Annotated in this window: 14 protein-coding genes; 3 read left to right on the top strand and 11 right to left on the bottom strand. The window is 74.2% G+C overall.

From position 1 onward, the window contains the following. Window position 1 precedes the first annotated feature (1 nt). The 7 genes from pheS to ACYU96_RS08950 all read right to left on the bottom strand — a co-directional run bounded on the left by pheS (window position 2) and on the right by ACYU96_RS08950 (window position 8302). A complete protein-coding gene (gene pheS, locus ACYU96_RS08980; protein WP_460751833.1) occupies window positions 2–1099 on the bottom strand; it encodes a phenylalanine--tRNA ligase subunit alpha in 1098 nt (365 codons plus the stop codon). Window positions 1100–1391: 292 nt separating this feature from the next. Next, entirely contained in the window at window positions 1392–2027 is a 636-nt protein-coding gene (gene thpR, locus ACYU96_RS08975; RefSeq protein ID WP_460751832.1) for an RNA 2',3'-cyclic phosphodiesterase, read from the bottom strand. Between the two features lie 108 nt (window positions 2028–2135). Continuing rightward, window positions 2136–3014 (bottom strand): TrmH family RNA methyltransferase, encoded by an 879-nt coding sequence (locus ACYU96_RS08970; RefSeq protein WP_460751829.1) that lies wholly within the window; start codon window positions 3012–3014, stop codon window positions 2136–2138. Between the two features lie 89 nt (window positions 3015–3103). Then, window positions 3104–3487 (bottom strand): 50S ribosomal protein L20, encoded by a 384-nt coding sequence (rplT, locus tag ACYU96_RS08965; protein WP_460751827.1) that lies wholly within the window; start codon window positions 3485–3487, stop codon window positions 3104–3106. Window positions 3488–3556: 69 nt separating this feature from the next. Next, window positions 3557–3751, bottom strand: coding sequence for a 50S ribosomal protein L35 (gene rpmI, locus ACYU96_RS08960; protein ID WP_460751824.1), 195 nt, complete (start codon window positions 3749–3751; stop codon window positions 3557–3559). A gap of 99 nt (window positions 3752–3850) precedes the next feature. After that, window positions 3851–4960 (bottom strand): translation initiation factor IF-3, encoded by a 1110-nt coding sequence (infC, locus tag ACYU96_RS08955; RefSeq protein ID WP_460751822.1) that lies wholly within the window; start codon window positions 4958–4960, stop codon window positions 3851–3853. Window positions 4961–5182: 222 nt separating this feature from the next. Next, the gene (locus tag ACYU96_RS08950) at window positions 5183–8302 is read right to left on the bottom strand and encodes an alpha-mannosidase (RefSeq protein ID WP_460751819.1); all 3120 of its coding nucleotides are present in this window, start codon (window positions 8300–8302) and stop codon (window positions 5183–5185) included. Window positions 8303–8427: 125 nt separating this feature from the next. Between ACYU96_RS08950 and ACYU96_RS08945 the strand changes: the two genes are divergently transcribed. The 3 genes from ACYU96_RS08945 to ACYU96_RS08935 are packed head-to-tail and all read left to right on the top strand — an operon-like array spanning window position 8428 to window position 10136. Next, complete coding sequence (locus ACYU96_RS08945) at window positions 8428–8781, top strand: DUF1844 domain-containing protein (RefSeq protein ID WP_460751817.1); 354 nt, start codon at window positions 8428–8430, stop codon at window positions 8779–8781. Window positions 8782–8805: 24 nt separating this feature from the next. Continuing rightward, window positions 8806–9399, top strand: coding sequence for a hypothetical protein (locus ACYU96_RS08940; protein WP_460751814.1), 594 nt, complete (start codon window positions 8806–8808; stop codon window positions 9397–9399). After that, complete coding sequence (locus tag ACYU96_RS08935) at window positions 9396–10136, top strand: S1 family peptidase (RefSeq protein ID WP_460751811.1); 741 nt, start codon at window positions 9396–9398, stop codon at window positions 10134–10136. Before ACYU96_RS08940 ends, ACYU96_RS08935 begins: the two co-directional genes overlap by 4 nt. 1 nt (window position 10137) lies before the next feature. Here ACYU96_RS08935 and ACYU96_RS08930 read toward each other — a convergent pair whose 3' ends face one another. From ACYU96_RS08930 to ACYU96_RS08915, 4 genes are all read right to left on the bottom strand, one after another. Next, window positions 10138–10908, bottom strand: a complete 771-nt coding sequence (locus ACYU96_RS08930; RefSeq protein WP_460751808.1) for an SseB family protein — start codon at window positions 10906–10908, stop codon at window positions 10138–10140. Next, a complete protein-coding gene (gene priA / locus ACYU96_RS08925; RefSeq protein ID WP_460751807.1) occupies window positions 10905–11645 on the bottom strand; it encodes a bifunctional 1-(5-phosphoribosyl)-5-((5-phosphoribosylamino)methylideneamino)imidazole-4-carboxamide isomerase/phosphoribosylanthranilate isomerase PriA in 741 nt (246 codons plus the stop codon). Before priA ends, ACYU96_RS08930 begins: the two co-directional genes overlap by 4 nt. Window positions 11646–11712: 67 nt before the next feature. Continuing rightward, entirely contained in the window at window positions 11713–12372 is a 660-nt protein-coding gene (hisH, locus tag ACYU96_RS08920; protein WP_460751805.1) for an imidazole glycerol phosphate synthase subunit HisH, read from the bottom strand. Further along, the gene (locus ACYU96_RS08915; protein ID WP_460751802.1) at window positions 12372–12995 is read right to left on the bottom strand and encodes a hypothetical protein; all 624 of its coding nucleotides are present in this window, start codon (window positions 12993–12995) and stop codon (window positions 12372–12374) included. Before ACYU96_RS08915 ends, hisH begins: the two co-directional genes overlap by 1 nt. Window positions 12996–12998: the final 3 nt, after the last annotated feature.

Genomic DNA, 12998 nt, shown 5'->3' with positions numbered 1-12998 from the left:
GTCAGATCTCCGTCCCGAACTGGGTGGAGAAGCGGACGTCGCCCTCCACGATGTCGTGCATGTCAGCGATGCCGTGGCGCAGCATGAGCGTGCGCTCGATGCCCATGCCGAAGGCGAACCCGGAGTACTCCTCCGGGTCGATCCCGGCCGAGCGGAGCACGTCGGGGTTGACCATGCCGCAGCCGCCCCACTCGATCCAGCCCGCGCCGCCCTTCTTCTGCGGGAACCACAGGTCCATCTCGGCGCTCGGCTCGGTGAACGGGAAGAAGCTCGGGCGCAGGCGGGTCCTGGCCTCCGGGCCGAACATGGCGCGCGCGAACGCGTCGAGCGTGCCCACGAGGTTCGCCATCGTCAGCCCCCTGTCCACCGCGAGCCCCTCCACCTGGTGGAACACCGGCGTGTGCGTCTGGTCGAGCGCGTCGGTACGGAACACCTTGCCGGGGCAGGCGATGTACAGCGGCACTCCGCGCTCGAGCATCGTGTGGGCCTGCACGGGCGAGGTGTGCGTCCGCAGCACGAGGTTCGACGGCTCGCCGGAGGACGACGCCCCGCCGGCACCGGCGGTCTCCGTGCCACGGACGTAGAACGTGTCCTGCATCTGGCGGGCCGGGTGGTCCGGGCCGAAGTTCAGCGCGTCGAAGTTGAACCACTCGGACTCGACCTCGGGCCCGTCGGCGATCTCCCAGCCGAGGCCGGTGAAGAAGTCGGCGATGCGCTCCTGGATCAGCTCGATCGGGTGCCGGGAGCCGACGGTGGCGCGGGCGGCCGGGAGGGTGACGTCGACCGCCTCCTCCACGAGCACGCGCTCGTCGCGCTCGGTCTCGAGCTCTGCCTGCCGGGCGGCGACGGCCTTGTTGACGCGGCCGCGGCGCGGGCCGATCAGCTTGCCCGCCTTCGCCTTGTCAGGGCCGGGCAGCGCCCCGATGGCGCGGTTCGCGAGCGCGAGCGCGCTGCGGTCTCCGGTGTGGGTGGTGCGGACAGCCTTGAGCTCGTCGAGGTCTGCGGCCTTCGCGATCTCGGCGAGGGCCTGCTCGACGGCCGCGTCGAGCGCGGCCTCGTCGAGCGGGTCGACGGCGGCCTGAACGTCGGGCGTGGACATGCTTGCCTTCCTGGCGGGGTCGGGAGCCGCGGGCACCGACCCGGTCCGGGTGAGCGCCGCGCACGGCATGTGCAGTCTAGATGCCCGCCAGGGCCCGGGGCGCTCCATCCACAGGGAGGAGCAGCGCGAGGATCAGCGCGCGCGAGAGGCGCGCTCGACCAGGCCCGTGACGGGCCTGGTAAATCGGTGATCACGCCCCTGCATGCCGGCCATCCTGGCACACCGCCGCCACGTCCGTCACCCCGGTATCCGACGCTGCGCGCTTGGCACACTTTTTCGCGCGGGCACGAGGTCAGCCCCGCAGCTCGAACCGTTCCAGCACCGTGTACCCCGGCCCGCCGTGCGCCCCCTCGCCCGGCCGGGACTCCACCAGCGCGAACGACTCCACCGTCCAGGGCGGCCCGGCGTACACCGACAGCGCGTGCGCGGCCGGCTCCAGCGCCGACCGCGCGGCGGCGAACGGATCCCGTCCGCCGCCGGCCCCGTCACGGCCGCGCCTGCCCCAGCGGTCCCGGCCGCGCGGCGGCCGCACCTGACCGGCACGGGTCCGCGCCACGGTGAGGTGCGGGCGGTGCGGCTTGACGTCGTCGGGGACCTCGCGCGGGGACGCGCCCAGGCAGTCGGCGGCGAGGTCCCGCAGGTGCCCCACCTCGCCGTCGACCCCGATCCACAGCACCCGGCTGCCGAACGACCCGGCGCCGCGCAGGCGCAGGTCGAAGGAGCCGTGCTTGCCGGCGACGGCGGCGACCTCCTCGCACAGGTCCTCCACGGCGCCCTCCGGCACGTCCGCGTAGAACGCCAGCGTGATGTGCCGGTTCTCGCGCGGCACCCAGCGTGGGGTCGCGCCCGTGCTGGTCACGCCCTGGACGGCGAGATCGAGATGGTCAAGGACACCCTCGGGCGGAAAGACCGCCGTGAACAACCGCACCGGACGATTCTAGGCGTGCACGACGTCGGGCTCACCGGAAATTTCCCGCGACGTGCGGGGGACGTCACCTCCGCCGGGCGAGGGGAACCGCAGGAGCGGTGCCCGGCCTCAGCGCTGCGCGCGCGAGCTGGCGTACAGGCACAGCGTCGCCGCCGTGGCCAGGTTCAGGGACTCCGCCCTGCCCCGGATGGGGACGCGGACGACGGCGTCCGCCAGCGCGCGGTCGGCCTCCGGCAGGCCCCACGCCTCGTTCCCGAACAGCCAGGCGGTCGGAGCCGCCAGGTCCAAGTCCGGCGCGCCGTCCCGCGACGCGGCACCCGCCGGGTCTCGCTCCGGGGCGTGCGCCCCGGGCCGGCCGCCTCGCCCGGCGGCGTCCTGCAGGTCGTCGAGGTCGAGCTCGCCCGCGCCGTCGGCCGCGAGGACCTGGCAGCCCAGGTCCCGCACGCGCGCCACGACGTCGGCCGGCGACAGCCCCGTCAGGACGGGCAGGTGGAACAGCGAGCCCGCCGTCGAGCGGACCACCTTCGGGTTGTGCACGTCCACGCTGTCGCCCGCCAGGACGACGGCGTCGGCCCCCGCGGCGTCGGCGGCGCGGATCACCGTCCCGGCGTTGCCGGGGTCACGGACGTTCGAGAGCACCGCGACCAGCCTCGCGCCCGTCAGCGCGGCGCCCGGGTCGGGGGCCTGCGTGCGCAGCACCGCCAGCACGCCCTGCGCGTCCGGGCTCATCGCGTTCAGCACCTCGCTCGTCGCGACGTGGACGCGGAGCGTGCCGGTGGTCGTCCCGGTGCGGGCCGCGCGGCCGGCGGCGTCGTCCCGCGCCGCATCCACGATCTCCGGGTAGCGCCCCACGGCGGCCGGCGTCAGGTAGACGTCCCGCACGGTGCCGTCGGTCGCCCAGCGCACCGCCTCGCGCACTCCCTGCGGGCCCTCCACCAGGAACAGGCCGCGCCGGACACGCGCCGAACGCCCGGACAGTGCCCGCACCTGCCTGACCCGATCCGCTCGCGGGTTCGCGAGGGTCACGTCGAGCGTGGGGGGCGCCGTCCGGGCGTCCGGGTGGTTCTTCGTCAACCTCAGGCCGCAGCCGGGGCGTTGACGTCCGCCGGGAGGGCGTCCTTCGCGACCTTGACGAGCGCGTTGAACGCGGCCACGTCGTTCACCGCGAGCTCGGCGAGCATGCGGCGGTCGACCTCGACACCGGCGATCTTCAGCCCCTGGATGAGGCGGTTGTAGGTGAGACCCTGCGCGCGGGAGGCAGCGTTGATGCGCTGGATCCACAGCTTGCGGAAGTCACCCTTGCGCGCCTTGCGGTCGCGGTAGCTGTAGACCAGCGAGTGGGTGACCTGCTCCTTCGCCTTACGGTAGAGGCGCGAGCGCTGGCCGCGGTAACCGCTGGCCCGCTCGAGGGTCGTACGACGCTTCTTCTGGGCGTTGACCGCCCGCTTCACGCGTGCCACGTGATGCTCCTTGGTGTTCTTCGGGCTTGGAAGTGGTTCTGCGACGCCGCTGTGGCGGCGCCAGGTGGATCACTTGCCGAGCAGCCTCTTGATCTGCTTGACGTCGGCCTGCGCGACCGGCTGGTCCTGCGCGAGACGACGGGTGCGCTTGGTCGACTTGTGCTCCAGCAGGTGGCGGCGGTTCGCCTGCTCCCGCATGAGCTTGCCGCTGCCGGTGATCCGGAACCGCTTCTTGGCACCGGAGTGCGTCTTGTTCTTCGGCATGACTGCCGTCTCTCCTCATGTCGGCCAGGATCGGGCCCGGCACTGCGTACCGGGCCCGATGGAGCGGTCCCGGTGTCGGTGTGGTCTGTTGGTTGTCCCTCAGCCCTTGCGCGGCGCGCGCGGCTTCGGGGCCGCCTTCGGCGCGGCAGGCTTGGGCGCCGCCGCGGGCTTCGCGGCAGGCTTGGGTGCCGCCGCGGGCTTGGCGGCCGCGGGCTTGGCCGTGGCAGGCTTCGCGGCCGCGGGCCTCGGCGCCGTCTCAGGCTTCGGCTCGGGCGCCGACCTGGGTGCGGTCTCCGGCTTCGCCGTCGCGGGGGCCTTGCTCGGCTCCGGCGCCTTGCTCGGCTCCGGCGCCTTGGCCGGCTCGGGGGCCTTGGCCGGCTCCGGGGCCTGCGTCGTGGTGTCCGGCGCCGGGGCGGCGGCAGCGGGTGCCGACGTGGCCGCCGGCCTCTCGGACGCGGCCGCGACCTTCGCCGGTGCCGTCCCGGTGGGCTCGTCGGCGGACTCGGACGGCTCGACCGAGTCCGCAGCCTCGGCGGCTTCCGCCGCACGGCGCGCCTGGGACTTGCTCAGCTTCTCGTGACCGCGCACCTTGGCGGGTCGCTCGACCTTGGCCGCCTCGGCCTTCTTCTTGACCGGGCCGATCACCATCGTCATGTTGCGGCCGTCCTGCTTCGGCATGGACTCGACGAAGCCGAGCTCGACGACGTCGTCCGCGAGACGCTCCAGCAGGCGCCGGCCCATCTCGGGGCGCGACTGCTCGCGGCCGCGGAACATGATCATGACCTTGACCTTGTCGCCAGCCGAGAGGAAGCGCTCGACGTGGCCCTTCTTGGTGGCGTAGTCGTGCGGGTCGATCTTCAGACGGAAACGGATCTCCTTGAGGATCGTGTTCGTCTGGTTCCGCCGCGCCTCACGCGCCTTCATGTCGGACTCGTACTTGAACTTGCCGAAGTCCATGAGCTTGGCGACGGGCGGCCGGCTGTTCGGGGCGACCTCGACGAGGTCGAGGTCAGCGTCCTGGGCAAGCTTCAGGGCGACTGCCGTGGCAACTACGCCGACCTGTTCCCCGCCCGGGCCGATGAGCCGGACCTCGGGAACACGGATCCGGTCGTTGATGCGAGGCTCGCTGATGGTGATGCTCCTAGGGAGTTGCAGGTAGACCATCAGGAACGAGAAGGGCCCCCGCCCTGAGCACAAGGAGGAGGCCACCGTAGGTAGGGTCCTCCGCACGATTCACGAGCGGCACGACCCGACCGGAACCCGGACACTGTCGGCGCGTGGCGCACGGTCGCGACTCGGGTGGGATGGAATCCGCTTGAGCACCCGGAGCGCGAGTCTCCGGGTCGGTCAGCGACAAGATTAACATGCGCGGCGCTGGCTCTCCCACCCGGCCGGCGTGTGACGTGCGGCGCGGAGCCTCCGCCGAGCGGGCTACCGTCGTGGGAAGCGCAGCGTGCGCACCTCGAACGGGTTCAGGTCGAGGCCGACGACGGTCCCGGGCGCGTCCCCCGCCGCGCTCGGCCGCGTCCGCGCCGCACCCGTGACCACGGCGTCGGCGTCCTCCTCCAGCAGGCTCACCGCGCGCGGCCCGCCCACCGCGGCCCGCACCGTCACGCTCGCCGACGCCCGCCTGCCCAGCGCCTCGTGCACCCGCACGACCAGGTCGCCGGAGCGGTCGTCGGCAAGCTTGACCGCCGTGACCACGACCCCTTCCCGCGAGGACGTCACGAGCGGGTCGAACCCGCCGGCGCCGTGCACCACACGGGCCGGCGCGTTCATCAGCTCGCCCTCGCGGGTGGCGACCAGCGGGTCCGCGCCGATCACGAGGCCGTACCGGTGGGTCTGGGTGCCCTGGTCCGTGGCCGGGTCCGGGAAGCGCGGCGCCCGCAGCAGCGACAGCCGCACCGTCGTGGTGACCCGCGCGCCGCCGTCCCCCTCGGCGACGTCGCGGATGACGTCGTGGCCGTAGACGGAGTCGTTCACGAGCGCGACGCCCCAGCCCGGCTCGTCCGCGAGCACCCAGCGGTGCATCGACACCTCGAACCTCGCCGCCTCCCACGAGGTGTTCGTGTGCGTGGGACGCCGGTGGAAGCCGAACTGCGTCTCCGCCGCGCAGGTGTCGGCGCGCACGTCGAGCGGGAAGGCGACCTTGAGGAGCTTCTCCGTCTCGCGCCAGTCGGTCGTCATGGCGACCTCGAGCGTCCGGCTGCCCGGCATCAGGGTGAGGTGCTGGACGGCCGAGGACGCACCGAACGAGCGGCGGACCTCCAGCCCGGCGGCGCCCGCCGGGAGGGCGTGGACGGCGAGCGGGACGACGGCGTCGGCCGTCGTCAGGTCGGTGACGGAGCGCCGGTAGAACCGGTCCACATCCCACGCGTCCCACGCGTTCGGGAAGTCCTGGTGGAGCTGCAGGAGGTTGGCGACCCTGCCCGGGGCGACCGCGTCGCGGGCCGTGGCCAGGTCGACCGCGGAGGTCACGTGCCCGTCGCGGTCGACCCGGATCCGGACCAGGTCGTTGGCCAGCGTCCAGCCGCCGCCGGCCGTGAGGGTCACCGCGCCCGGGGCCGGGGCCGCGCCGTCGCCGGGCAGCACCGCCCCGCCGTGGGCGGGCACGTCGTCGCGCGTGAACGCCGCCGGGTTCACGCGCACCCGCCGTTCGCCGGGCTCGACCAGCGCCCGCAGGGCTCCGTCGATCACCGCGCCCGCGCGTTCGGCGATGCGCGCGTGCTGCGCCACCGCCTCACGGTGCACCCACGCGATCGAGGTGCCGGGCAGGATGTCGTGGAACTGCAGCAGGAGGGTCTCCTGCCACAGCGCGTCGAGCTCGTCGTACGGGTAGTCGTACGGGGCGCCGGGGCCGGCGCGCAGCGCCGCCGTCGTCGCCCACGTCTCGGCCTCCAGCAGGAGCCGCTCGCTGCGCCGGTTGCCCTGCTTGGTCCCGTGCTGGCTGGTGAGGGTGGCACGGTGCAGCTCGAGGTAGAGCTCGCCCACCCACACCGGGGCGTCGGGGTCGCGCGCGACCTCGTCGTGCGCCCGGCGGAAGAAGTCGTCCGGGTGCTCCCAGCGGACCCGCGCCGACCCCTCCAGGTCGGCCAGGCGGCGGGCGACGCCGATCATCTCGCGGGTGGTCCCGCCGCCCCCGTCCCCCCAGCCCACGGGAGCGACCGAGCCGGACGCCCGGCGCGCGTCGCGGAACTGCCGGCTCGCCCTGGCCACCTCCTCGCCCGACAGGCGCGAGGTGTACGTGTCCATCGGCGGGAAGTGCGTCAGCACGCGGGACGCGTCGATGCCCTCCCACCAGAAGGTGTGGTGCGGGAACACGTTGACCTGGTTCCAGGAGATCTTCTGCGTGAAGAACCAGTCGAACCCCGCGCGGCGCACGAGCTGCGGCAGCGCGGGGCTGTAGCCGAACGAGTCCGGCAGCCACACCCCCGCGCTCCGCGTGCCGAGCTCGCGCTCGAAGAACCGCTGCCCCTGGGAGAACTGCCGCACGAGCGCCTCGCCCGTGGGCATGACCGTGTCCGACTCGACCCACATCCCGCCCAGCGGCAGGAACCGGCCCGCCGCCACGGCGTCCCTGACCCGCGCCCACACCTCGGGCCGGTGCTCCTGGAGCCAGGCGTACTGCTGCGCCGACGACATGCCGTACCGGAAGTCGTCGGTCCGGTCGATCAGGTCGGTCATGGAAGACGCCGTCCGGGCGACCTTCCGGATCGTCTCGCGCACCGGCCACAGCCACGCCGAGTCGATGTGGGCGTGGCCCACCGCGCTGAGCACGTGCGCGCTGGCCTCGGCGGGCGCGGCGAGCGCCGGGGCCAGCGCCGCGCGGGCGGCTGCCGCGGTCTCCGCGACGTGCTGCAGGTCCAGGACGTCGAGCGCGTCGTCGAGCGCCTGGAGGATCCGGGCGCGGCGCGGTCCGGCGGGCAGCTCGGCCTGCAGCTCCAGCAGCACCTCGACGTCGAGGGACAGCTCGAGCACCTCGGGGTGGAGCACGGCCAGGTCCATGCGCCGGGTCGTGTACAGCCTCCGGTCCGAGGAGGTCGTCACGTCACCCTCCCGCGTCGGCAGGAACGGGTGATAGTCCAGCAGCAGCGGGTTGGACGCCGCCTCGACGAACAGGTCGACCTCCTCGCCGCCCGTGGCGCAGTCGGTGACCGGCACGTACTGGTTGCGCGGGTTGAGGGACTTCGCGGGCGCGCCGTCGGGCCGGTACACCAGCCCTTCGCACTGGAAGCCCGTCAGGTGGGGGTCGAACCCGAGGTCGACGACCGCCTCCACCGGGCTGCCGGCCCAGCCGGGCGGGACCGTGCCGCGCAGCCGGAACCAGGTGGTGCCCCAGGCGGCGCCCCACGGGGTCCCGACCTCGTACGGCTCCAGGTCCAGCCGGAGGCCGACGGCGGGCGGGACGGGCTCCGCGACGGCGCCGTCGTCGTCCCTCAGCTCGCAGGCCGTGACCGTCAGCGGGACGGCGGCGCCGTGGGTCGCGGGCCGGATGCGCTCGGCCAGCACGCGCCGCGCCCGGCCGGTCGTGAGCGAGACGTCGTCGTGCACCAGTGTCCTTCCCCGTCGCGGGCGGCGCCGTCGCCGTGGCGCTGCCGTCTGCCACCGCGCCGCTGCGTGTCTGTCGCGGCACCGCTGTGGTGAGGCTACTGCCTCCCGGATGGAAGGATGGGGCCATGAGCAGCACGAGCGAGCACTCCGCCGACGACGCGACCCGCGACATCGCCGACGTCGCCGCGGTCGAGGTCATCACCACCGCCGCGGTCCACCTGATGAGCGCCGCCGCCGTGAAGTGCGGGCTCGCCGAGGGCGACGAGACGAGCGAGCACCTGGACCTCGACGAGGCCCGCAAGCTCATCACCGCGCTGGCCGCCCTCGTCACGGCGTCGGCCCCCGACATCGGCAACCAGCACGCCCGATCGCTGCGCGACGGGCTGCGCTCGCTCCAGCTGGCGTTCCGCGAGGCCTCGGTGGTCCCGGACGCGCCCGGGGAAGGGCCCGGCGAGAAGTACACCGGCTCCGTCGTCTGACCAGCCCGCGACCGAGGTAGGACCATGAGCACACCGCCCGCCCCGCCGACGCCCGCCCCCGTGCCTCCGCCACCCCCGCCGCCCGCGGCACCCGGGGCGTCCGCGGCCGCCGGAAAGACGCACCGCACGGGCCTCGCGTGGCTCACGGTGGCGCTCGTGCTGGCCGTCGTGCTGGCCGCCTACCTCTGGGTGACCACCACGCAGTGGCAGCGCAACGCGGAGGAGTGGAAGGGAGAGGCGCTGCGGTACGGCGCCGACGTCGCGACGCTGAACCAGCAGCTCGACGGCGCGAACGCGGAGCTGTCCTCCGCGCGCGACCAGCTCGCCGCCGCGACGGGCCGGATCAGCGAGCTGGCGAACGAGAAGGCGCAGCTCGGCGACGAGAACGTGGCGTCGCGGCAGCACCTCGACTACCAGGCCCGGGTCAGCGAGGCGGCCGCGAAGGTGGCCGTCTCCCTCGGCCAGTGCGTGGACGCGCAGGAACAGCTCATCGGCTACCTCGAGGACGCCGGCGCCTACGACGCCGCCGACCTGAGCCGATTCCAGGACCAGGTGGGCGCCCTGTGCGCGAAGGCCAGCGACGCCAACACGTCCCTGCAAGAGGAGCTCGAGTCGTGAGTGCTGCGGGCGTCCGGGGCGTCGTGGTCGCCGCCCTGGTCGCGGTCGTCTCCGCGGGCTGCGGCGTGCTGCCGCCGCTGCCCGAGCCCGTGCCGGAGGACATCGTGCCGTCGCGGGCGGCGGGCCTCGAACCCGCGGCGGGCAGCGACTCGCTCTCGCCGGACGGGTTCGACGCGGTGCAGCGCATGGCCGTGCGGGTGCGCAACGTGGGCTGCGAGGAGCTGTCGACCGGGTCGGGCTTCGCGATCGACGAGCACACGCTCATCACGAACGAGCACGTGGTCACCAACAGTGACAACCTCCAGGTGAGCACCTACGACGGCCGCGACATCGACGTCGGCACGGCCGCCACCGCCGCCGGGCTGGCGGACCTCGCGATCGTCCGCACCCGCGACGCCCTGCCCTCGTACCCCGAGCTCGCCACGGACGACCCCGGGCAGGGCGACGACGTGACGATCGTCGGCTACCCGGAGGGCGGGGAGCTGACCATCTCCTCGGGCCGCGTGATCGGCTCGACGCGGGACCCGCTGAACGCCAACCTCGGCGAGGTCCTCGTCACGGATGCCAAGGTCGAACCAGGATCCTCCGGATCCGCCGCCCTGGACAGCCAGGGACGGGTGATCGGCGTCGTCTACGCCAAGACGGCCGACGACGACAGCCTGCTCGTCCCGATCTCGACGGTGCGGGACATGCTGGCCGACGCCGCGGAGTTCGACGCCGTCACCGCCTGCGGGTGAGCTACCGCGCCGCGCCGATGCGCAGCTCGAGCGAGTCCACGCGCCCCGAGATCACGTCGGACGCGCCGAGCCGGGCGTTGACCTGCCCCAGCACCGCGTCCAGCCCGGCCCGGTCGAGGCCGGGGTCGAGGGCGAGCACCACGGCGACCTCCGCCTTGCGGCCCGGCTCGGCGTGCGCCCGCACCACGTGCTGCACCGGCGCCGCGGCCACCGTCACCGCCTCGGCGACCTCGCGCTCCACGACGAGCCCGTCCTGCGTGGACTCGAGCGCGGGACGCCAGCGCTCCCCCTGGGCCATCGCCCACACGGCGGGCCGGGGCACCTGCACGGTCACCGGCCCGGCAGGGTCGACGACGAGCAGCGACCAGTCCTCGTTCACCGCGGACAGCGCCGCGCGCGGGGCCTCGACCGGCACCGGGCGGGCGTCGGCGCGCCACGCGGACATCGCGGCGACCGACGTGAACACCGGCAGCGCCCGCCGGCCGTCCGGTGCCTGGAGCGCCACCACGCCCGACGACGCCTCCTTGTCCACCTGCAGCGTCTGCCCGTCCGTGCCCGTCACGTCCTCGCCCACGGCGAGCTCGGCCAGCACCGGCACGAGCACGCGCGTGCTCACGAGCCGGGCCACGACGTCGGCCAGCGGCACCACGCCGGTGGAGTAGCCTGCCAGGAGGCCGGCCAGCTCCTCGTCGGTGGTGCCGTCGTCGCCGGCGAACTGGCTGGTGGGCTGGATCGAGCGCCCGCCGGTACCCGTGTCGTCGCCGGCGGTCATGGCCGGCCCGCCACGTCGAGCGCCTCGGGGAGGGTGAAAGCGCGCGCGTACAGCGCCTTGCCCACCACCGCGCCCTCGATCGCCTTCCCGCCCGGGGTCCGCAGGGTCCGCAGCGCGCTCAGGTCGTCCAGCGACGAGATCCCGCCCGAGGCCACGACCTGTGCCGGCGTGCGCTCCGCCACCTCGGCGAGCAGGTCCAGGTTCGGGCCGCGCAGCGTGCCGTCCTTCGTCACGTCGGTCACGACGTAGCGCGCACAGCCCGCCTCGTCGAGGCGGGCGAGCACCTCGTACAGGTCGCCGCCGTCGCGCGTCCAGCCGCGCGCGGCGAGCGTCGTTCCGCGCACGTCCAGCCCGACCGCGACCCGGTCGCCGTGCTCCGCGATCACCTTCGCGGTCCACGCGGGGTCCTCCAGCGCGGCCGTACCGAGGTTGACCCGGCGCGCACCCGTCGCGAGCGCCTGGTCGAGGGAGACGTCGTCGCGGATCCCGCCCGACAGCTCGACCTGCACGTCCAGCCGCCCGACGACGTCGGCCAGCAGCTCCGCGTTCGAGCCGCGCCCGAAGGCGGCGTCGAGGTCCACCAGGTGGATCCACTCCGCTCCCCCGGTCTGCCAGTCCAGCGCCGCCGACAGCGGGTCGCCGTAGGAGGTCTCGGAGCCGGCCTCGCCCTGCACGAGGCGGACGGCCCGGCCGTCCGCGACGTCCACGGCAGGCAGCAGCACCAGTCGGTCGGTCATCGTGTTCCTCTTTCTCGTTGATGGACGACGGCGGCCGCGGGGTGCCGGTCGCCGACACCCGGCGCGCTCAACCGAGCCCGCGGACCCAGTTCTCCAGGAGCGCGGCGCCGGCGTCCCCGGACTTCTCGGGGTGGAACTGCGTGGCGGCCAGCGGGCCGTCCTCGACGGCGGCGACGAACCGCGTGCCGTGCTCGGGCGTGCCCGCGTGCGCCCAGGTGACCAGGGGCGGGCGGAAGCGCGGGTCGGCGGCCTCGTCGTGCCCCTGGACGAAGGTTTGCGCCGCGTACGAGTGCACGAAGTAGAAGCGCTCGTGCCCGACGCCGTCGAACAGCCGGGAGCCTTCGGGGGCCTCGACCCGCGCCCAGCCCATGTGCGGCACGACGGGGGCGTCGAGCCGCTCGACGGTCCCGGCCCACTCCCCCATGCCCTCGGTGCGCTCGCCGTGCTCCACGCCGGCGTCGAACAGGATCTGCATGCCGACGCAGATGCCGAGCACGGGCCGCCCGCCCGAGGCGCGGCGGCCGATCACCTCGTGGCCGCGCACCTCCTTCAGCCCTGCCATGCAGGCGGCGAACGCGCCGACACCGGGGACCACGAGGCCGTCCGCGTCCTGGGCGGCCTGCCGGTCGGCGGTGAGCGTCACCTCGGCGCCCACCCGTTCCAGCGCCCGCGTGGCGGACCGCACGTTGCCGAAGCCGTAGTCGAGGACGACGACGCGCGCGCCCATCAGTCGTCGTCCTTCTTGGCGGGCCTGCCGCGGCTCGCCCTGCGGGCCTTGCGCGCGGCGGAGGAGAGCATGCGCATCGCCCGCATCCTGCCGATCGAGTCGGAGGAGACGACGCCCTCGAGGTCCGCGACCTTCGCGAAGCCGGTCAGCACGTCCTCGACCTGCTCCGGTGCCCCGCCCAGCAGCAGCGCCGGGGAGATCTCGTCCCCGCGCTCGCCGTCGGCCCAGCGCACGCACGTGAGCTGTTCGCCCTTGCGGGTCACCTGCACCAGCGGGACCCCGCGCACGATCTGGGACAGGGCGGCCGCGGCCTCGTCAGGCCGGCTTCCCGAGGGGTCGCGCAGCACCGCGAGCGCCCCGACCTCTGTCGGCACGGCGTCGAGCTCGAGGCCCGCGAGCGCCGCGGCGGCGGCGAGGGGCTCCGCGGCCGCGATCTGGGTGACGAGCACGGCCATGTCCGGTTCGGTCGGCCGGGTCAGCTCGGACAGGTCGTCAGGCACCTCGACGTCCAGGTCGCCGAGCGAGCTCAGGTCGTCGGGGATCTCCGGCAGGTCGGGGAGCTCCGGCGGGTTCTCACCGGGCTCCCCCTCGTGGTCGCCTGCGGGGCGGGGTGTGTCGGTCATGGA

It is taken from the genome of Myceligenerans cantabricum, from assembly GCF_054777735.1.
The sequence above is the reverse complement of the archived record's forward strand: the minus strand, read 5'-3'. Positions and strand labels throughout refer to the sequence as shown.